Source organism: Mycolicibacterium sp. XJ662 (assembly GCF_053484035.1).
Map to the genome: position 1 here is coordinate 177181 of NZ_JBEFTL010000009.1, position 20905 is coordinate 198085.

The following is a 20905-nucleotide window of genomic DNA, read 5'->3' on the forward strand; positions in this document are numbered from 1 at the left end:
CCTATGAAGGTCATGGCGCAGATGGCCATGGTGATGAACCTGGACAAATGCATTGGTTGCCATACCTGTTCGGTCACGTGCAAACAGGCCTGGACGAACCGTCCCGGCACCGAGTACGTGTGGTTCAACAACGTCGAAACCCGGCCCGGGCAGGGCTATCCGCGCCAGTACGAGGACCAGGAACGCTGGCGGGGCGGGTGGATCCGCGACCGCAAGGGCAGGCTGCGGTTGCGTGACGGCGGCCGGCTGTCCAAACTGTTCCGGATCTTCGCCAACCCGAAGATGCCCAACATCTCCGACTACTACGAGCCCTGGACCTACGACTACGACAACCTGATGTCGGCGCCGCTGTCGGACCAGATGCCCGTCGCCCCACCGCGCAGCCTGATCAGCGGTGAACCGATGGATATCTCGTGGTCGGCCAACTGGGACGACGACCTCGGCGGATCACCGGAGATCGTGCCCGGCGACCCGGTGCTCAAACAGGTCAGCGAAGAAATCAAGCTCGAACTCGAGCAGACGTTCATGTTTTTCCTGCCGCGCATCTGCGAGCACTGTCTGAACCCGTCCTGCGTGGCGTCGTGCCCGTCGGGCGCGATGTACAAACGCAGTGAGGACGGCATCGTGCTCGTCGACCAGGACCGCTGTCGCGGCTGGCGGATGTGTGTGTCCGGATGTCCGTACAAGAAGGTGTATTTCAACCACAAGACCGGCAAGGCCGAGAAGTGCACGTTCTGCTATCCGCGTATCGAGGTGGGCCTGCCGACCGTGTGCTCGGAGACCTGCGTGGGCCGGCTGCGCTACATCGGCCTGGTGCTCTATGACGTGGACCGGGTGCTGGAAGCCGCCACGGTGGAGCACGACACCGACCTCTACGAGGCGCAGAAGTCGATCCTGTTGGACCCGCACGACCCCGAGGTGATCGCCGGAGCACACGCCGAAGGCATCTCCGACGAGTGGATCGAAGCCGCGCAACGTTCCCCGATCTACGCGCTGATCCACAAGTATCAGGTTGCGCTGCCGCTGCATCCGGAATACCGCACGATGCCGATGGTGTGGTACATCCCGCCGCTGTCGCCGGTGGTCGACGCCGTCGCCCGCGACGGCCACGACGGTGAGGAACTCGGCAACCTGTTCGGCGCGCTGGAGGCGCTGCGCATCCCGATGCAGTACCTGGCAGGGCTGTTCACTGCCGGGGACACCTCCGTCGTGGAGGGCGTGCTGCGCCGGCTGGCCGCGATGCGCTCCTACATGCGCGACATCAACCTCGGCCGCGAGACCCAGCCGCACATCCCCGAATCGGTCGGCATGACCGAGGAACAGATGTATGAGATGTACCGGCTGCTGGCGCTGGCCAAATATGACGAGCGCTACGTCATCCCGACCGCATACGCCGCCGACGCGCACGCGCTCGAGGCACAGGCACTCGAAGAGCCCGGGTGCTCGCTGTCGTTCGAAGGGGGTCCCGGCATGTACGAGTCCGGTCCGTTCGGCGAGGCCAGCGGCGGCCCGGTGCCGGTGGCGGTCGAAACATTCCACGCCCTGCAGCACCGCCAGACCAGCGACGGCATGGCCGCCAACGCCGAACGTCCGTCCCGGGTGAACCTGCTCAACTGGGACGGCCGCGGGGCGCCGTCGGGCTTGTTCCCAGACGAAGGCGGCCCGGAATGAAACTCCTGGGCCGCAAACCTGATTCGGCGACGCTGACCGATCGGCTGGTGTGGCAGGCGGCGTCGCTGCTGCTGTGCTATCCCGACGACCGGTGCTTCGAGCGTCTGCACACCGTCGACGAACTGCTGGCGCACATCGGTGACCCGGCCTCGACGTTGCTCGGCCGCACCGCCGCCGCGCTGCGGCACACCGATGCGACCACCGCGGCCGCCCGTTACGTCGAAACCTTCGACATGCGGCGCTCTTCGACGATGTATCTGACCTACTGGACCGCCGGCGACACCCGCAACCGCGGGCACCACATGCTGGCGTTCAACGCCGCGTACCGCGATGCCGGCGTACCGCCGCCGTGCAAGGAAGCCCCCGACTACCTTCCGGTGGTGCTGGAGTTCGCCGCGACCGTCGACCCGGTGGGCGGGCGTCGTCTCCTGGTGGAGCACCGCGTCCCGATCGACGTGCTCTATGCGTCGCTTCACGACACCGATTCGCCGTACGCACCCGCCGTCGCCGCGGTGCGCACCACGCTGCCGCAACCCACCGACCGGGAGACCCAGCGCGCCCAGCGGCTCGCCGAGGCCGGTCCACCCGCCGAAGCCGTTGGGCTGGAACCGTTTACGTTGACCGTACCGCCACGCCGTACCGAAGGAGCTCACTGACATGTCGGGTTGGGTGATCTTCTGGGATGTGGTGCCGTATGTGACGCTGGCCGTCGTCGCGGTCGGGACGTGGTGGCGGTACCGCTACGACAAGTTCGGGTGGACCACACGGTCTTCTCAGCTCTACGAGTCGCGTCTGCTGCGCATCGGCAGCCCGATGTTTCACTTCGGCATCCTGGTCGTCATCGTCGGGCACATCATCGGGTTGGTGATTCCCGAGTCGTGGACCGACCTGGTGATGAGCGACCACGTCTACCACATCCAGGCCATGGTGCTCGGCGCGATCGCCGGGGTCACCACGCTGGGCGGCATCGCGCTGCTGGTGTACCGGCGTCGCACCACCGGGCCGGTGTTTCTGGCCACCACGGTCAACGACAAGGTGATGTACGCCGTGCTGGTGCTGGCCATCGTGGCCGGTTTGGCCTGCACCCTGATCGGCGCCACACCCGTTGGTGCCGAACATGATTACCGCGAATCAGTGTCACCGTGGTTCCGGTCCATCTGGATTCTGCAGCCCCGGGGCGATTTGATGGTCACCGCGCCGTTGTGGTTCCACATCCACGTGATGATCGCGCTGGTGCTGTTCTGCCTGTGGCCGTTCACCAGGCTCGTACATGTGTTCAGCGCACCCATCGCCTACCTGTTCCGTCCCTACATCGTGTACCGCAGCCGCGACGTGGCGGGTAAGGGCGAGTTGGTCGGATCACACCCGCAACGCCGCGGCTGGTGACGGCTCGGCCGCTGCCCGGCGAGTGTGGGGTTGTGCCACGCGGTGAGGGTCGACCGCGTGCCACAAACCCACATTCGAGCCCGGTTTCCCGGTGTTTCGTTGTTACGAGCAAACTTGGATAAACTATCGGGCATGTCTGCCGGTCGTCGCGAAGATGTGCTCGCGACGCTGCGCGCCACCGATGAGCCGATGACCATCGTCGCGATCGCCGACAAGCTCGACGTGCACCCCAACACGGTCCGGTTCCATCTCGACACGCTGGTCGCCGACGGCCGCGCCGAACAGGTCGAATCCGACCGGCGCGGGCCGGGCCGCCCACCGTCGATGTTTCGCGCCGTGCACGGCATGGACCCCGGCGGTCCGCGGCGCTATGAGGTGCTCGCCGAAGTTCTGTTGTTCAGCCTGGCCGGCCAGCGCAACGCGGCGGACAAGGCGGCCAACGCCGGGCGTGCGTGGGCCCGCAGGATCAGCCAGCGCGACGGCCGCACTGCGGTCAGCGTCGAGCAATCGGCCCGCCGGCTCGTCAAGTTCCTCGATGAGCTCGGCTTCGCCCCGCGGTTACGCACCGTCGGCGGCAAGCGCCGCGTCGACCTGCGGCACTGCCCGTTCCTCGAGCTGGCCGAGCACAGCACCGACGTCGTCTGCCCGGTGCACCTCGGGCTGATGCGCGGCGCGTTGGAGGCGTGGAACGCACCCGTCACGGTCGAGAAGCTCGAACCGTTCGTCGAACCCGACCTGTGCCGGGCGCACCTACACGTCGGAGAAATTCCCCACGTCGAGTGACTTTGTTCCCTTGCCCGGGTCCACCCGCGAGGCGATGCTGGAGACATGAGTAGCCGCTTCCCGGATCATCGAACGATCCACACGGCCTTGTCGCTGGCCGTCAGGGCGCCGTCGATCCACAACACCCAGCCCTGGCGGTGGCGGGTGGGTGACGCGTCACTGCATCTGTATGCCGACACCGAACGGCACTTGCCCAACACCGACCCCGACAGCCGCGATCTGCTGCTGAGCTGCGGCACGGCGCTGCACCACGCGGTGGTCGCGCTGGCCGCGCTGGGCTGGCAGGCCAAGGTGCACCGGCTGCCGGATCCGCTGCAGCCGGAGCATCTGGCCAGCATCGAATTGCAGCGGCACACCGCCACCGAACTCGACGTGATGCTCGCCGCCGCGATACCGCGCAGGCGCACCGACCGTCGGCTCTACAGCTGGTGGCCCGTACCGGCGGCCGACATCACGTTGATGGGCGCGCGTGCGGCGCGCGCGGGGGTGATGTTGCGACAGGTCGAGGCGCTGCCGAAGCTGCAGGGCGTCGTCGCGGAGGCGGCGTGGCGGCACGCCCTCGATCAGGACTACCTCACCGAATTGGCCACGTGGAGCGGACGTTACGCCTCCGTATCGGGCGTGCCTGCGCGTAATACGCCGCCGTCGGATCCGCTGTCGCCGGTACCCGGGCGCGTGTTCGCCGGACCCGCGTTGGCCCAGCCCGAAGACGCCGACCCCACCGACGACAGCGCGGTGGTGCTGGCGCTCGGCACCAAGGACGACAGCAGCCTCTCGCGCTTGCGCGCCGGTGAGGCGACCAGCCTGGTCCTGCTGACGGCGACCGCGTTGGGCCTGTCGAGTTGCCCGATCACCGAGCCGTTGGAGTTTCCCGAAACCCGGGAAGCCGTGCGAAGCGACGTCTTCGGCGACAGTGCCTATCCGCAAATGATGTTGCGGGTCGGATGGGCGCCGGTCAACGCCGACCCGTTGCCCGCGACGCCTCGACGCCCGCTGTCGGAGGTGGTCACCGGACTCGACGGCTCGGTCTTCGAATAGCGCCGGGGGAGTGTGAAATGCCCACCCCGCCAAGGCATTACGGCGTCGTCGTCGGCGTCGACGGATCACCGCCGTCGACGGTGGCGGTGGCGTGGGCAGCGCGCGAGGCCGCGATGCGCAAACTCCCGCTGACCGTCGTCCATGTGCTCCAGTCACCCCCGGTGCAGATGTGGCCCGAGGTGTCCACACCGCCCGACCTAGTCGCGCAACTCGAACAGCATGGCCAAGAGATTCTGAGTGCCGCCCGCACATGCGCTCAGGAGGCTATCGGCGACGCCGCGATCGACGTGCAAACCGAGATGGTCGCCGCCGGCGTTGTGCACACCCTGATCGACGTATCCGACGAAGCCCAGCTGATCGTCGTCGGGTGCCGCGGGCTCGGAGCCATCCGGCGTCGCCTGCTTGGGTCGGTGAGTGCAAGCCTGATTCGCCATGCCCGCTGTCCGGTCGCCGTGATCCACGACGAGGATCCGCCGTCAACCGAGCGCGCCGAGGCTCCGGTGGTTGTCGGCATCGACGGGTCGCCTGCTTCCGAGTCGGCGACGGCCATTGCCTTCGACGCGGCGGCGCGCCGCGGTGTACACCTGGTCGCCGTGCACGCCTGGAACGATCTCGGGGTGGCCGAGCTCGCAGGTGTCGAATGGTCTGCTGTACAAACCGAAGCCGAGGAGGCCCTCGCCGAGCGGCTGGCGGGTTGGCAGGAACGCTATCCCGACGTCACGGTGGACCGGGTCGTCGTGCCCGACCGGCCCGCGCGGCAACTGCTGGAGCAGTCGGAGAAGGCCCAGCTGACGGTGGTCGGCAGCCACGGTCGCGGTGGCTTCGCCAGAATGCTGCTCGGCTCGGTCAGCACGGCTGTCGCGGAGTCCGCGCGGACGCCGGTGATCGTCGCGCGTCCGTCCTGACGGCGCGATTCAGTCCTGGTTGCGCGAACCTCGGTCGAGCTTGGACACGAACACCGCTGCTTGGGTGCGACGTTGCATCCCGAGCTTGGCCAACAACCGCGATACGTAGTTCTTGACCGTCTTCTCGGCGAGGAACATCCGGGCGGCGATCTGTTTGTTGGTCAACCCCTCGCCGAGCAGGTTCAGCAGTACCCGTTCCTGTTCGCTCAGTTCGGCCAAGGGATCGTCGCGTTGGGCCGCCCCGCGTAGTTTCGTCATCAACGCCGCGGCCGCCCGGTTGTCGAGCAGGGAACGGCCGGCGCCGACGTCCTTGACGGCCTTGGCCAGTTCCATGCCTTTGATGTCCTTGACGACGAATCCGCTTGCGCCAGCCAAGATCGCGTCCAGCATCGCTTCATCGGAGGTGAATGAGGTCAGCATCAGGCAGCGCAGATCGGGCAGCAGCGACAGCAGATCGCGGCACAGTTCGATGCCGTTGCCGTCGGGCAGCCGCACGTCGAGCACCGCGACATCGGGTTGCACCGCGGGAATCCGCGCCATCGCCTGGGCAACCGATCCGGCCTCGCCGACGACCTCGAGTTCGGGATCCGAGCTGAGCAGATCGATCAGCCCCCGCCGCACGACCTCGTGGTCGTCGACGAGAAAGACCGTGACCATGTGAAGCCTCCGAACTCGCGCGAAGTGAACGTTGTCCTCACCATACGGTTTCGAGCACGTCGTCGATCGCTCGCCGCGGCGTCGGCGCAGGGGGATCCTCGTGCGCCGGGGCCAGCCCGACCCGGATCAACACCTGCGGTGTCGTGCTCTGGCCGATCAGCCGTGAGACGACGTCGCGGCTGGCCCACAGCTCGGTGATGTGGGTCAGCGGACACGTCGCCAACCCTTGCATCGTGGTCTCGAGCAGGACAGCGGAAAGCGTCTCACCGCATTCGAGCACGCTGGTGCGGTCGGTGTCGAAGGTCGACAGCACCAGAATCTTGGACTCGTCATACCCGAACTCGGGCCGCCGATCACCGTGCAGCATGCGGGGAAAGTCGCGGGCGACCTGCACGCGGTCGGCTTCGGCGGCCGACACCAGGGTGCTGTGCGGAACACCGTCGACGGACTCGAAGGGTCCTGTCCACCAAGACAGTTCGGAATGATACGAGGTGTCGTAGAGACGCAGCGACTCGGTGAGGCGCGAAGCCTGCGCGAGTTCGGGACGCAGTTCGTCGGCCAGAACATCCAGTCGCACCGCCGCGGATGTCACCGCCCTACGCAGTTGCGCCTCAACCGGATCCCAGTCCGGGGGAGCTCGAAACGGCAACCGGTCGGTCCGGCGCCGCAGTATCGCCTCGGCACGGCGCCGTTGCCCATCGGTGATGGTCTCCATCGGCCTGAAGTCGACCGATGCCAGGTGCCGGGGATCGTTGGGGTTGGGAAGCCGGTCCACGACGGTGCGCCAACCCGTCGCGGCGGCCACCACCCGCAAGTGGTCCAGCGCCGCCCCACAGCCCATGACCGCCTCGCGGCCCGAGCGGTCGGCCGAGTAGAGCACCCGGTCGGTGTCGAGGAAAAGTTGAAGCGCAGGGCTTGTTGCGGCGATGTCTGCGACCCACCGCCACGGCTGGCTGTTGTACAGCGACGGTGCACGGCCCGCCGTTTGCACGACGTCTCTGATCTGGTCGATATCCACCCGGGCATTACCCATGCCCTCAGCTTGGGCGCGATCATCTGGCAAAACCAGGGTCTATGGTCCCTAGGCTCCGGCAGGCGGTTCGGCCCCGATATCAGGGACTTTCGGCCCTGCCGAGGCCTTCCGAAGCCGACGACAATATGTTAAGAATACATGTAACTGGAGGTTACGGATATGGCGCACGCAGGTTTGAACACGACGTTGCTGAAGGTTGAAGACGCTGACCCGCACACCAACTTCGCCGTCGGTGCGCTGGCGGTGTTGGAGGGTCCGCTGCCCGACAGCGATTCGCTGCTCGAGGTGCTGGCCGCGCGACTGCACACCGATCGCCGATTCAGCCGGGTGGTGCGTCGGTATCCGCTCGATCTCGCCGCGCCGCGCATGGTCGCTGCCCGCGAGGACCTCTCCCGCCATGTACACCACATCGCGGTCCCGCGTCCCGGTGACGACCAGGCGTTGTTCGACCTGGTTTCCGACGTGATGAGCTGGCGACTCCATCACGATCACCCGCTGTGGGAATGCTGGGTGGTCGAAGGACTTTCGGAGGACCGCTGGGCACTGCTGCTCAAGACCCACGCCAGCATCGTCGATGAGACCGAGGTGGTGCGCACGCTGATGCGGCTGTCCGACGGCGGTGACGCCGAGGCGCCGTCGCGGTGCAGTTGCGAGTCGTCTGCGCGCACGCTCAACCCGCTGAAATGGGTTGGCGGAATGTGGCGGTCGTCTACGGCCATGACCGTCGCGGCGGTACGCGCTGTGGCGGACACCGCCGGTATCACGCGGCCCGGCACATGCCCTGAGGTGTCGGCCTGCGGCGGACACCTCACCGGCCTACGTCGTTACGCCTCAGTGGAACTGAGCCGTGACGACGTCACGAGGGTGTGTGACACCTTCGGGGTCACGATCAAGGACATCACGCTTGCCGCGATGGGCAGAAGCTACCGCGACCTGCTGATCGGCCACGGCCGACGGCCGCACTGCGATGGGCTGCGCGCTGTGGTCTCCACCGCGGCCGGCGCCCCCGCCGCAGTGGCACTACCTGTCGACGAGCCCGACCCGGTCCAACGGTTGCGGACCGCCCATGGCCGGTTGAGCGTCACCGACGGGCCGTGGATCACCCACCCGGTTTCCGCGCTGCCCGGCCTGCCGCAGCGCGGCGTGGTGGCATTGACGACGGACGAATCCGGTCCGCACGGTCGGCTGCGGTTCATGGGGCGAGATATCGTGCGGCTGCTGCCGATTCCTGCCATCGGAGTCGGCCTTCGCACCGGGGTCGCGATGGTGAGCTACGCCGATAAGCTCACGATCGGCGTCACCTCCGATCACGATGCGCTGCCCGACATCGGCGAGCTGGCCCACGGTATCGAGCAGACCGTGGCCCGACTGCTCGCGATCAGCACATCGGCGCGGCGGGCCAACAACATGCACATGCTCTATCTCATCCCGAGCGAAGGCACACCCGCCTCACCGCGAGCCTTGGCCACCACCGCGAGGTAGGCGCGACGGCGAAATAAGTGGACGATGGTGGCGTGACCGACGATGCAGACCCGCGGCTGAAGTCCAGCGGCGCTCCGTTGCGAGAAACCCTGTCGCAACTGCAGATCGAGGGGCGCGACCGCGTGGACGGTCTCGTCGAGGCCATGCTGGTGGTCACGTCGGGTCTGGAGCTCGACCAGACCCTCAAGACGATCGTGGGCACCGCCATCGACCTCGTCGACGCCCGGTACGGGGCCCTCGGTGTGCGCGGACGCGGCCACGAACTGGTGGAGTTCGTCTACGAGGGCGTTTCCGATGAGGACCGCGAGATCATCGGCCAACTGCCCCAGGGGCGTGGCGTGCTCGGAGTTCTGATCGATGATCCCAAACCCATCCGCCTGGACGACATCGCCGACCACGCCGCATCCGTCGGGTTTCCGCCGAACCACCCGCCGATGCGGACCTTTCTCGGCGTGCCGCTGCGGGTCCGCGACGAAGTGTTCGGCAACCTGTACCTGACGGAGAAGGCGGGCGGCCAGCCGTTCAGCGAAGACGACGAAGTGCTGGTTCAGGCCCTCGCCGCCGCGGCGGGCATCGCGATCCACAACGCGCGCCTGTACGAGTCGTCGAAAACCCGGCAAGCGTGGATCGAGGCCACCCGCGACATCGGGACCGAACTGCTGGCCGGCACCCACCCGGCTCGGGTGTTCCACCTGGTCGCGGCCGAATGCCGCACGCTCAGCGGCGCCGAACTGACGTTGGTCGCGGTACCGTCAGACCCGGAGTCGGCGCCCGACGAGGTCGACGAACTGGTCATCGCAGCGACATCGGGCAACGTCGCGGCATCGGAAGCGCAAACGATTCCGGTGGAGGGCACGTTGGTTGGCGAAGCGTTCACCGAACGGCGGCCCGGGCGCTACGACCGATTCGACGACGTGCTCGCCGACACGGCAGCCGGATGTCCGGCCCTCGTGCTTCCCCTGCGCGCCGCGGACACGGTCGCCGGAGTCCTTGTCGCGCTTCGCCGTACGGGAGCACCGCCTTTCACCGACGACCAACTCGACATGATGGCGGCGTTCGCCGATCAGGCGGCGCTGGCCTGGCAGCTGGCCACCGCGCAGCGCCAAATGCGCGAAGTGGGCATCCTGGCCGACCGTGACCGCATCGCCCGCGACCTACACGACCACGTCATCCAGCGGCTCTTCGCGGTCGGCTTGTCACTGCAAGGTGTCATCCCACGGGCTCGCGTTCCAGAAGTGAGACAACGTCTTTCGGACAGCATCGACGATCTCCAAGAGGTCATCCAGGAGATCCGCACGACCATCTTCGATCTGCACAATTCGCCGGCCGGTACGACCGGGCTTCGGCAGCGGCTGGACGAGGCGATCGCCCAGTTCTCCACCGCGGACCTGCACACCACGGTGAAGTACACCGGGCCGCTCTCGGTCGTCGACGTCGAACTCGGCGAGCACGCTGAAGCCGTTGTCCGCGAGGCGGTCAGCAACGCGGTCCGGCACGCCAACGCCACCACGCTGGGCATCAGCGTCGTCGTCGCAGACGAACTGACCATCGAGGTCATCGACAACGGCCGCGGCTTCGGCGATGACGTCGCCCGCAGCGGTCTGAACAACCTACGCAAACGCGCGACGGACATGGGCGGCACCTTCAGCGTGCACACTGCGCCCGACCAGGGCACCGCATTGCGGTGGTCGGCGCCGTGTCTGATCGCCGAGTGAACTCAGATGTCGAGCGCCTCGTAGGTCCGGCGGACGAACTTCGGTTGTGTCGACTGCAGTTTCAGCAGCGATGTGTTACCCGCGATGGCCGCTGCGGCGTCGGGTCCGAGGTTCGGAAAGTTCTGCACGAGGTAGAGCAGGATCAGGTCCTCGCTGGGATCCGCCTGCCACCACGTGCCGTAGGCGCCCGGCCAGCTGAACGTGCCCGGCCCGCCCGGACCGAACAGCTGACGTGACTTCGCCGCATCGGTGACCACCGAGAGGTTGAGCCCGAAGCCGCGCCCGATCCAGAACGGCATCCCGAGGAAGTCGTGTTGCTTCTGCTCATCGGTGAGCCGGTCGGTGCGCATCGAACGCACCGCGTCCTCGGAAAGCACCCGCACACCGTCGATCTCGCCGCCGGCCAGCAGCATCCGGGCGAACCGCAGGTAGTCGTCGGCGGTGGAGAACAGGTTCGCGCCGCCCATGCAGAACGGGGGCGGGGATGCCGGCGTCGGACCCATCGCGTCGTGGCTGAGCTTGTGCTCGTCGGTGAGCTTGTACATCGTGGCCGCGCGGTTGCGGTTGCGTGAGGGAACGTAGAAGCCGGTGTCGGCCATGTTCAACGGACCCAGGATTCGTTGGGTCAGCACGTCCTGCAGCGAGGCGCCCTCCATGCGTTCGAGGATGATGCCCAGCACGTCGGTGGCGTTGCTGTAGGTCATCCGCTCGCCGGGCTGGTGCTCCAGCGGCAGCGCCGCGATCTCGGCCAACCAGCCGTCGGGGTTCTGCCGGATCGAGATCTTCGAGTAGGCGCGCGCCAGCGGCCCCACCACCGAAAAGTAGTAGGCCAGCCCGCTGCGGTGCGTCATCAGGTCTTCGACGGTGATCGCCCGGCGCGCCGGATGGGTTTTTTCCAGCGGTCCGCCGGGCGCGTCGAGCACCCGCATCTGCTCGAATTCGGGCAGCCACTTGGTGACGGGGTCGGTCAGCGCCAGCTTGCCCTCGTCGATCAGCGACATCGCCGCGGCGACGGTGACCGGCTTGGTCATCGACGCGATGCGAAAGATCGTGTCGCGTTGCATCGGCAGCCGCGCTTCGACGTCGCGGTAACCGAGTTCGTTGACCTGCAGCACCTCGCCTGCCCGCCACACCAGCGTGACGGCGCCTGCGAGCAGGCCGGCGTCGATGGCCTCGCGGATGGATGCTTGATTGCCGTCGAGATTCACCGCGCCAGCGTATCCAGCGCGTCGGGACGCGTTCGGAGGTGCTAAGCTCGGCGAAGTTTCGACGTCCTTTAAAGAGCCGTCCCGAGAGGCGGAGAAGGAGGTCAGAGTCGCTTGGGCTCTTCAGGCACCGACCGGGAGTTGATGTCCGCAGCGGACGTCGGCCGGACCATCTCCCGTATCGCCCATCAGATCATCGAAAAGACCGCACTCGACGGTTCCGACGCACCACGCGTCGTCCTGCTCGGCATCCCCACCCGCGGTGTGATTTTGGCCACCCGGCTCGCCGCGAAGATCAAGGAGTTCTCCGGCGTCGACGTCGCGCACGGCGCGCTGGACATCACGCTGTACCGCGACGACCTCAACATCAAACCGCCGCGACCGCTCGAGGACACCTCGATACCCGAGGGTGGTATCGACGACGCGCTGGTGATCCTCGTCGACGACGTCCTGTACTCGGGGCGGTCGGTGCGTTCGGCGCTGGACGCGCTGCGCGACATCGGCAGGCCCCGCGCCGTGCAACTGGCGGTGCTGGTCGACCGCGGCCACCGGGAGCTGCCCCTGCGCGCCGACTACGTGGGCAAGAACGTGCCGACCTCGCGCAGTGAGAGCGTCCATCTGCTGCTTTCCGAACACGACGACCGCGACGGGGTGGTGATCTCCAAGTGACGAGCCGGCACCTGCTGTCCGCCGCCGACCTGTCCCGTGAGGAGGCCCTGGCCATCCTCGACGACGCCGACCGGTTCAGCCAGGCGTTGCTGGGCCGCGAGGTCAAGAAGCTGCCGACGCTGCGTGGGCGCACCGTCGTCACGATGTTCTACGAGAACTCCACCCGCACCCGGGTGTCGTTCGAGGTGGCCGGCAAGTGGATGAGCGCCGACGTCATCAACGTCAGCGCAACGGGATCGTCTGTGTCCAAAGGTGAATCGCTGCGCGACACCGCGCTGACCCTGCGCGCGGCCGGCGCCGATGCGTTGATCATCCGCCATCCCGCATCCGGTGCGCCGCAGCAACTCGCCGAATGGACGGCCTCCGGCGGCGACGGACCCGCGGTGATCAACGCCGGCGACGGCACCCACGAGCATCCCACCCAGGCGCTGCTCGACGCGCTGACCATCCGCCAGCGACTCGGTGACATCGAGGGCAAGCGGGTGGTGATCGTCGGCGACGTGCTGCACAGCCGGGTCGCCAGGTCGAACGTGCTCTTGCTCAACACCCTTGGCGCCGAGGTGGTTCTCGTCGCGCCGCCCACGCTTCTGCCCGCCGGGGTCGACAGCTGGCCGGTCACCGTGTCACACGACCTCGACGCCGAACTGCCCGTCGCCGACGCGGTGCTGATGCTGCGGGTGCAGGCCGAGCGGATGAACGGCGGCTTCTTCCCGTCGGCCCGCGAGTACTCGGTGCTCTACGGGCTCTCGGAGAAGCGGCAGGCGATGCTCCCCGGCAACGCGGTGGTGCTGCATCCCGGCCCGATGGTGCGCGGCATGGAGATCGCGTTCTCGGTGGCCGAGTCGACCCAATCGGCGGTGCTGCAACAGGTTTCCAACGGTGTGCACGTGCGGATGGCCGTGCTGTTCCACCTGCTCGTGGGAGCTGACAGGGAGGTTCTCAACGCATGAGCACGCTGATTCGAGGAGTTCGGCGCTACGGCGAGGGCGACCGGGTCGACGTGCTGGTCGCCGACGGTCAGATCGCCGAGATCGGCGCCGCGCTGGGTGTTCCCGACGATGCCGACGTGTTCGACGCCACCGACCACGTTCTGCTGCCCGGCTTCGTCGATTTGCACACCCATCTGCGCGAGCCCGGCCGCGAGTACGCCGAAGATATCGAAACCGGTTCGGCAGCAGCGGCTTTAGGTGGCTACACGGCGGTGTTCGCGATGGCCAACACCACCCCGGTCGCCGACAGCGCGGTGGTCACCGACCACGTGTGGCACCGCGGCCAGCAGGTCGGCCTGGTCGACGTGCACCCGGTCGGGGCGGTCACCATGGGGCTGGCCGGCGCCCAGCTGACCGAGATGGGCCTGATGGCCGCCGGCGTCGGGCAGGTGCGGATGTTCTCCGACGACGGCATCTGCGTACACGACCCGCTGATCATGCGTCGCGCCCTCGAGTACGCCAAGGGGCTTGGCGTCCTGATCGCCCAGCACGCCGAGGAGCCCCGTCTCACCGTCGGGGCCGTCGCGCACGAAGGACCCAACGCGGCCCGACTCGGGCTGGCCGGGTGGCCGCGCGCCGCCGAGGAGTCGATCGTGGCGCGCGACGCGCTGCTGGCCCGCGACGCCGGGTCCCGGGTGCACATCTGCCACGCGTCGACCGCTGGCACGGTAGAGATCCTCAAATGGGCTAAGGCACAAGGTATTTCGATCACCGCCGAGGTGACGCCGCATCACCTGCTGCTCGACGACGGGCGGCTGGCCAGCTACGACGGCCGCAACCGGGTCAATCCGCCGCTGCGGGAGGCCGCCGACACCGAAGCGCTGCGCCAGGCCCTGGCCGACGGGGTGATCGACTGCGTGGCCACCGATCACGCCCCGCATGCCGAGCACGAGAAGTGCTGCGAGTTCGCCCAAGCCCGGCCCGGAATGCTCGGCCTGGAAACCGCGTTATCGGTCGTGGTGCAGACGATGGTGCGGCCCGGCCTGCTGAGCTGGCGCGATGTGGCGCGCGTGATGAGTGAGAACCCGGCCCGCATCGTCGGGTTGCCCGACCAGGGCAGGCCGCTCGAGGTGGGTGAGCCGGCCAACCTCACCGTCGTCGACCCCGACGCCACCTGGACGGTCGAAGGCGCGGCGCTGGCCAGCCGGTCGGCCAACACCCCCTACGAAACGATGGAGCTGCCGGCGTCGATCACGCTTACCATGCTGCGCGGCAAGGTCACAGCACGCGACGGGAAATGCCCGGCATGAGCGTCGAGACCGACGAAATGGCGCAAACTACTCGCACTTTTGCGCCCGTTTGTCCCGTTGGGCCACGGTTGCGGAGTTCAACGTGAACACGGGGACGTTGGTGGGGTCGCTGGTGCTGGCGGCGATCCTCGTTGTGGTGATCGCGGTGCTGATCCAGGCGATGATGCGCGGCTGGCGCCGTCGCGCCGAACGGCAGGCCGAGCTCATCGGCACACTGCCGCCGCTGCCGGACACCGTCGGCGAAGCGATCGTCGCGCCGACCAAGGGCCTCTACGTCGGCAGTACACTGGCGCCGCGCTGGAACGACCGCGTCGTGGTCGGCGACCTCGGCTTTCGCGCCAAGGCGGTGCTGACCCGCTACCCCGAGGGAATCATGGTGCAGCGCAGCGGTGCTGGACCGATCTGGATCCCCGACGAGTCGATCACCGCGATCCGCACCGAACGCGCGATCGCCGGGAAGGCCATGACGCACGAAGGAATCTTGGCCATCCGGTGGCGGTTGCCGTCGGGCGCCGAGCTCGACACCGGGTTTCGTGCCGATGACCGGGGGGAATATGCGCGATGGCTTGAGGAGGCTGCATGAATTCCAAAGCGGTACTGGTGCTCGAGGACGGCCGCGTCTTCACCGGCACCGCGTACGGCGCCGTCGGGCAGACGCTGGGGGAGGCGGTGTTCAACACCGGGATGTCCGGCTACCAGGAGACGCTGACCGATCCGAGCTACCACCGCCAGATCGTGGTCGCCACCGCACCGCAGATCGGCAACACCGGCTGGAACCACCAGGACGCCGAGAGCCGCGACGACAAGATCTGGGTGGCCGGATACGCGGTGCGTGACCCGTCTCCGCGCGCGTCGAACTGGCGCGCCACCGGAACGCTGGAAGACGAACTGGTGCGCCAGAACGTCGTCGGCGTCGCGAACATCGACACCCGCGCCGTGGTGCGACACCTGCGCAGCCGCGGCTCGATGAAGGCCGGCGTGTTCAGTGGAGATGAAGCCGCGGCGTCGTTGGATGAGTTGGTGACCCGCGTGCAGGCGCAGCCGTCGATGCTGGGCGCCGATCTGGCCGACGAGGTCAGCACCGATACCGCCTATGTGGTGGAACCCGAAGGGCCGGCGCGCTTTACCGTCGTCGCCGTCGACCTCGGGATCAAGACCAACACCCCGCGCAGCTTCGCCCGCCGCGACATCCGAACCCACGTGCTGCCGTCGTCGGCCACGTTCGAGCAGATCGCCGACCTCAAACCCGACGGCGTGTTCCTGTCCAACGGGCCCGGCGACCCCGCCACCGCCGACCACATCGTCGGCGTCACCCGCGAGGTGCTCGGCGCCCGGATCCCGCTGTTCGGGATCTGCTTCGGCAACCAGATCCTCGGCCGCGCGCTGGGCCGATCCACCTACAAGATGGTCTTCGGGCACCGCGGCATCAACATCCCGGTCATCGACCATGCCACCGGACGGGTCGCGGTGACCGCCCAGAACCACGGGTTCGCGCTCGAGGGTGAGGCGGGCGAGCGGTTCGACACCCCGTTCGGCACCGCGATCGTCAGCCACACCTGCGCCAACGACGGCGTGGTCGAGGGCGTCAAACTGCTTGACGGTAAGGCGTTTTCGGTGCAGTACCACCCCGAGGCCGCGGCCGGTCCGCACGACGCGAACTACCTATTCGACCAGTTCGTCGACCTGATGGCAGGGGAGCGCTGATGCCTAAACGCACCGACCTCAACCACGTGCTGGTCATCGGGTCCGGGCCGATCGTGATCGGGCAGGCCTGCGAGTTCGACTACTCAGGCACCCAGGCCTGCCGCGTGCTCAAGGCCGAGGGGCTGCAGGTCAGCCTGGTCAACTCGAACCCGGCGACCATCATGACCGACCCGGAGTTCGCCGATCAGACCTACGTCGAACCGATCACACCGTCGTTCGTCGAGCGCGTCATCGCCCAGCAGGCCGAACGCGGCAACAAGATCGACGCGTTGCTGGCCACCCTCGGTGGGCAGACCGCGCTCAACACCGCCGTCGCGCTCTACGAGAACGGGGTGCTGGAGCGCTACGGCGTCGAGCTGATCGGCGCCGACTTCGAGGCGATCCAGCGCGGTGAGGACCGGCAGCGGTTCAAGGACATCGTCGCCAAGGTCGGTGGTGAATCCGCCCGCTCGCGTGTGTGTTTCACGATGGACGAGGTCAGGGAGACAGTGGCCGACCTGGGGCTGCCGGTGGTGGTTCGGCCCTCGTTCACGATGGGCGGGCTCGGCTCGGGGATGGCGTACTCCGCCGAGGACGTCGACCGGATGGCCGGTCACGGCCTGGCCTCCTCGCCCAGCGCCAACGTGCTGATCGAGGAATCGATCTTCGGGTGGAAGGAATACGAGCTGGAGCTGATGCGCGACGGCAACGACAACGTGGTCGTGGTCTGCTCGATCGAAAACGTCGACCCGATGGGCGTGCACACCGGCGACTCGGTCACCGTCGCGCCCGCGATGACGCTCACCGACCGCGAGTACCAGACGATGCGCGATCTGGGCATCGCGATCCTGCGTGAGGTCGGCGTCGACACCGGCGGTTGCAACATCCAGTTCGCCGTCAACCCGGCCGACGGCCGGCTCATCGTCATCGAGATGAACCCACGGGTGTCGCGCTCGAGCGCGCTGGCCTCGAAGGCCACCGGATTTCCGATCGCCAAGATCGCCGCCAAGCTGGCCATCGGCTACACGCTCGACGAGATCGTCAACGACATCACCAAGGAGACCCCGGCCTGCTTCGAGCCGACACTGGACTACGTGGTCGTCAAGGCCCCGCGGTTCGCGTTCGAGAAGTTCCCCGGCGCCGACGACACGCTGACCACCACGATGAAATCCGTCGGCGAGGCAATGTCGTTGGGCCGCAACTTCATCGAGTCGCTGGGCAAGGTGATGCGCTCGCTGGAGACCACCAGGGCGGGCTTCTGGACCGCGCCGGACCCCGACCTCAGCGTCGACGAACTGCTGCAGAACCTCAAAACACCCACCGACGGCCGGCTCTACGACATCGAGTACGCGCTGCGCCTCGGCGCCACCGTCGAGCAGGTGGCCGAGGCCTCTGGTGTGGACCCCTGGTTCGCCGAGCAGATTGCCGGGCTGGTGACGCTGCGCGCGGAGATCGTCGAGGCCCCCGTGCTGGACACCGATCTGCTGCGGCGCGGGAAGTACCACGGCCTGTCCGACCGCCAGATCGCCGCGCTACGACCCGAACTGGCCGGTGAGGTCGGGGTGCGGGCGCTGCGGGAAAGACTCGGCATCCACCCCGTCTACAAGACGGTCGACACCTGCGCGGCCGAGTTCGAAGCCAAAACGCCATACCACTACAGCAGCTACGAACTCGATCCCGCCGCCGAGACCGAGGTGGCCCCGCAGACCGAGCGGCCCAAGGTGCTCATCCTCGGCTCGGGTCCCAACCGCATCGGCCAGGGCATCGAGTTCGACTACAGCTGTGTGCACGCCGCCACCACGCTGAGCGCCGCGGGTTTCGAGACGGTGATGGTCAACTGCAACCCCGAAACCGTGTCCACCGACTACGACACCGCCGACCGGCTCTACTTCGAACCGCTGACGTTCGAAGACGTCCTCGAGATCTACTACGCCGAACAGCAATCCGGGCGCGGCGGCCCCGGTGTCGTCGGCGTCATCGTGCAGCTCGGCGGGCAGACCCCGCTCGGCCTCGCCGACCGCCTCGAACAGGCCGGGGTGCCGATCGTCGGCACCAGCCCCAGCGCGATCGACCTGGCCGAGGACCGCGGCGCGTTCGGCGAAGTGCTGACCAACGCCGGGCTGCCCGCACCGAAGTTCGGCACCGCCACCAGCTTCGAACAGGCCCGCCGGATCGCCGCCGACATCGGATACCCGGTGCTGGTCCGCCCGTCCTACGTGCTGGGCGGCCGCGGTATGGAGATCGTCTACGACGACGAGACGCTGCACGGCTACATCACCCGCGCCACTCAACTCTCACCCGAGCACCCGGTGCTCGTCGACCGGTTCCTCGAGGACGCCATCGAGATCGACGTCGACGCGCTGTGCGACGGCACCGAGGTGTACATCGGCGGCATCATGGAGCACATCGAGGAGGCCGGTATCCACTCCGGCGACTCATCGTGTGCGCTGCCGCCGGTGACGTTGGGCCGCAGCGATATCGAAGCGGTGCGCAGCGCCACCGAGGCCATCGCGCACGGAATCGGCGTCGTCGGCCTGCTCAACGTGCAGTACGCGCTCAAAGACGACGTGCTCTACGTGCTGGAAGCCAATCCGCGCGCCAGCCGTACGGTGCCGTTCGTGTCAAAGGCCACCGCGGTGCCGCTGGCCAAGGCGTGCGCGCGGATCATGCTGGGCGCCACGATCGCCGAACTGCGCGCCGAAGGTGTGTTGACCAAGACCGGTGACGGTGCGACGACCGCGCGCAGCGCCCCGGTGGCGGTCAAGGAAGCCGTGCTGCCGTTCAACCGGTTCCGCGGCGCCGACGGCGCGCAGATCGACAACCTGCTGGGCCCGGAGATGAAATCCACCGGCGAGGTGATGGGCATCGACCGCGACTTCGGCAGCGCGTTCGCCAAGAGCCAGACCGCCGCCTATGGCTCACTGCCGATCGAGGGCACGGTGTTCGTCTCGGTGGCCAACCGGGACAAACGGTCGCTGGTGTTTCCGGTCAAGCGGCTCGCCGACCTGGGCTTTCGGGTGCTGGCCACCGAGGGCACCGCGGAAATGCTGCGCCGCAACGGGATTCCGTGTGACGAAGTGCGCAAGCACTTTCAGGAGCCGACAGCCGACGGGCCGAAGATGTCGGCGGTCGACGCGATCAGGGCCGGCGAGGTCGACATGGTGATCAACACGCCGTACGGCAACTCCGGGCCGCGCGTCGACGGCTACGAGATCCGCTCGGCGGCGGTGTCGAACAACATTCCGTGTGTGACGACGGTGCAGGGCGCGTCGGCGGCGGTGCAGGGCATCGAGGCGGCGATCCGCGGTGAGATCGGCGTGATGGCCCTGCAGGAACTGCACAGCGCGCTGGGCACGTGACCGGGTTCGGTCGGCGGCTGGCCGAGGCCGTCTCGGCGTGCGGACCGCTGTGCCTGGGCATCGATCCGCACCCCGAACTGCTACGGGCGTGGGAGCTTTCGGCCGACGCCGACGGGCTGCGGACGTTCTGCGACATCTGCGTGACGGCGTTCACCGGGTTCGCGATCGTCAAGCCGCAGGTGGCGTTCTTCGAAACCTACGGCGCGGCAGGCTATGCGGTGCTCGAGCACACCATCGCCGCGCTGCGCGAAGCCGAAGTGCTGGTGCTCGCCGATGCCAAGCGCGGTGACATCGGATCCACGATGGCCGCCTATGCCCAGGCGTGGGCGGGCGATTCACCGCTGGCGGCCGACGCGGTGACCGCCTCGCCGTATCTGGGCTTCGGCTCGCTGCAGCCGCTGTTCGACACCGCGCTGGCACACGGACGCGGGGTGTTCGTGTTGGCCGCCACCTCCAACCCGGAAGGCCACACCGTCCAGCGTGCGCTTGGCGACGGCCGCACCGTCGCGCAGTCGATCGTCGACGCCGCCGCAGCCATCAACCGGGGCGGCGCACCCGAACCGGGCAACGTCGGCGTCGTCGTCGGTGCCACGGTGTCCGACCCGCCCGAGGTGAGCGCGTTGGGCGGTCCGGTGCTCGTTCCGGGCGTCGGCGCCCAGGGCGGGCGTCCCGAAGCCCTGGCCGGGCTCGGCGGGGCAAAGCCGGGCCAGTTGCTGCCCGCCGTATCGCGGGAGGTGCTGCGGGCCGGGCCGGATGTGGCCGCGCTGCGGGCGGCGGCCGAGGCGATGCGCGACGCGGTGGCCTACCTCGCCTGAGCACGCGGTTCGCGGTTTTGCGCTGAGGGCGGTGGCAGGCGCCTCGGCACAACCCTGGACGCAAATTTGAGCCGCCTCCGGAGCCAGGAAAGTCACAGCTGTAACACAGCAAACATTGGCATCAGGTGTCACAGGAAGTGTCGCATCAGCGCTGCTCGACACGCCCGACACGCGCTGACCAGCGAAAATTTTTAGAAAACCCCGCCGTGCCGGCCCTCGGACCACCCGGAAAACCGGCGTCGCGTCGGCCGTGCTCGGGAGCTCG

The 20905-nt window shown here is 67.8% G+C and carries 18 protein-coding genes; 15 read left to right on the top strand and 3 right to left on the bottom strand.

The features are described 5' to 3' along the window. The first annotated feature begins 3 nt into the window (after positions 1 to 3). From narH to ABQE93_RS21475, 6 genes are all read left to right on the top strand, one after another. A complete protein-coding gene (gene narH, locus ABQE93_RS21450) occupies positions 4 to 1671 on the top strand; it encodes a nitrate reductase subunit beta (protein ID WP_448410350.1) in 1668 nt (555 codons plus the stop codon). Next, a complete protein-coding gene (gene narJ, locus ABQE93_RS21455; protein WP_448410351.1) occupies positions 1668 to 2327 on the top strand; it encodes a nitrate reductase molybdenum cofactor assembly chaperone in 660 nt (219 codons plus the stop codon). The genes narH and narJ overlap by 4 nt, the downstream gene beginning before the upstream one ends. Position 2328: 1 nt before the next feature. Then, on the top strand, positions 2329 to 3057 hold the full coding sequence (gene narI, locus ABQE93_RS21460; protein WP_448410353.1) for a respiratory nitrate reductase subunit gamma: 729 nt from the start codon (positions 2329 to 2331) through the stop codon (positions 3055 to 3057). Positions 3058 to 3189: 132 nt separating this feature from the next. After that, positions 3190 to 3840: a helix-turn-helix transcriptional regulator gene (locus ABQE93_RS21465; protein ID WP_448410355.1), complete on the top strand. Its 651-nt coding sequence runs from the start codon at positions 3190 to 3192 to the stop codon at positions 3838 to 3840. A gap of 45 nt (positions 3841 to 3885) precedes the next feature. After that, positions 3886 to 4878 (top strand): Acg family FMN-binding oxidoreductase, encoded by a 993-nt coding sequence (locus tag ABQE93_RS21470; protein WP_448410356.1) that lies wholly within the window; start codon positions 3886 to 3888, stop codon positions 4876 to 4878. Positions 4879 to 4895: 17 nt separating this feature from the next. Further along, positions 4896 to 5783 (top strand): universal stress protein, encoded by an 888-nt coding sequence (locus ABQE93_RS21475; protein WP_448410358.1) that lies wholly within the window; start codon positions 4896 to 4898, stop codon positions 5781 to 5783. Positions 5784 to 5792: 9 nt separating this feature from the next. Here the strand turns inward: ABQE93_RS21475 and dosR are convergent, their stop codons facing one another. Together dosR and ABQE93_RS21485 are read right to left on the bottom strand one after the other, a co-directional pair. Beyond that, the gene (gene dosR / locus ABQE93_RS21480; RefSeq protein WP_448410359.1) at positions 5793 to 6440 is read right to left on the bottom strand and encodes a hypoxia response regulator transcription factor DosR/DevR; all 648 of its coding nucleotides are present in this window, start codon (positions 6438 to 6440) and stop codon (positions 5793 to 5795) included. A 37-nt stretch (positions 6441 to 6477) separates the two neighbouring features. Continuing rightward, complete coding sequence (locus ABQE93_RS21485) at positions 6478 to 7473, bottom strand: Acg family FMN-binding oxidoreductase (protein ID WP_448410360.1); 996 nt, start codon at positions 7471 to 7473, stop codon at positions 6478 to 6480. A 159-nt stretch (positions 7474 to 7632) separates the two neighbouring features. Between ABQE93_RS21485 and ABQE93_RS21490 the strand changes: the two genes are divergently transcribed. Both ABQE93_RS21490 and ABQE93_RS21495 read left to right on the top strand, forming a co-directional pair. Further along, a complete protein-coding gene (locus ABQE93_RS21490) occupies positions 7633 to 8955 on the top strand; it encodes a wax ester/triacylglycerol synthase domain-containing protein (RefSeq protein ID WP_448410362.1) in 1323 nt (440 codons plus the stop codon). A 32-nt stretch (positions 8956 to 8987) separates the two neighbouring features. Continuing rightward, entirely contained in the window at positions 8988 to 10670 is a 1683-nt protein-coding gene (locus ABQE93_RS21495) for a sensor histidine kinase (protein ID WP_448410363.1), read from the top strand. A gap of 2 nt (positions 10671 to 10672) precedes the next feature. On the opposite strand, the gene ABQE93_RS21500 is transcribed toward ABQE93_RS21495, so the two are convergent. Beyond that, on the bottom strand, positions 10673 to 11878 hold the full coding sequence (locus tag ABQE93_RS21500) for a serine hydrolase domain-containing protein (RefSeq protein WP_448410364.1): 1206 nt from the start codon (positions 11876 to 11878) through the stop codon (positions 10673 to 10675). A 111-nt stretch (positions 11879 to 11989) separates the two neighbouring features. Between ABQE93_RS21500 and pyrR the strand changes: the two genes are divergently transcribed. The 7 genes from pyrR to pyrF all read left to right on the top strand — a co-directional run bounded on the left by pyrR (position 11990) and on the right by pyrF (position 20640). Then, positions 11990 to 12544 carry a bifunctional pyr operon transcriptional regulator/uracil phosphoribosyltransferase PyrR gene (gene pyrR / locus ABQE93_RS21505; protein WP_448410365.1) on the top strand — a complete coding sequence of 185 codons (555 nt, stop codon included), beginning with the start codon at positions 11990 to 11992 and terminating at the stop codon, positions 12542 to 12544. After that, complete coding sequence (locus tag ABQE93_RS21510; RefSeq protein WP_448410367.1) at positions 12541 to 13494, top strand: aspartate carbamoyltransferase catalytic subunit; 954 nt, start codon at positions 12541 to 12543, stop codon at positions 13492 to 13494. The genes pyrR and ABQE93_RS21510 overlap by 4 nt, the downstream gene beginning before the upstream one ends. Next, entirely contained in the window at positions 13491 to 14783 is a 1293-nt protein-coding gene (locus tag ABQE93_RS21515) for a dihydroorotase (RefSeq protein ID WP_448410368.1), read from the top strand. Before ABQE93_RS21510 ends, ABQE93_RS21515 begins: the two co-directional genes overlap by 4 nt. Before the next feature lie 82 nt (positions 14784 to 14865). Next, a complete protein-coding gene (locus tag ABQE93_RS21520) occupies positions 14866 to 15366 on the top strand; it encodes a PH-like domain-containing protein (RefSeq protein WP_448410369.1) in 501 nt (166 codons plus the stop codon). Further along, positions 15363 to 16487 carry a glutamine-hydrolyzing carbamoyl-phosphate synthase small subunit gene (carA, locus tag ABQE93_RS21525; RefSeq protein WP_448410371.1) on the top strand — a complete coding sequence of 375 codons (1125 nt, stop codon included), beginning with the start codon at positions 15363 to 15365 and terminating at the stop codon, positions 16485 to 16487. Before ABQE93_RS21520 ends, carA begins: the two co-directional genes overlap by 4 nt. Beyond that, the gene (gene carB / locus ABQE93_RS21530) at positions 16487 to 19825 is read left to right on the top strand and encodes a carbamoyl-phosphate synthase large subunit (protein ID WP_448410373.1); all 3339 of its coding nucleotides are present in this window, start codon (positions 16487 to 16489) and stop codon (positions 19823 to 19825) included. Before carA ends, carB begins: the two co-directional genes overlap by 1 nt. Beyond that, on the top strand, positions 19822 to 20640 hold the full coding sequence (gene pyrF, locus ABQE93_RS21535) for an orotidine-5'-phosphate decarboxylase (protein ID WP_448410374.1): 819 nt from the start codon (positions 19822 to 19824) through the stop codon (positions 20638 to 20640). Before carB ends, pyrF begins: the two co-directional genes overlap by 4 nt. The last annotated feature ends 265 nt before the right edge of the window (positions 20641 to 20905 follow it).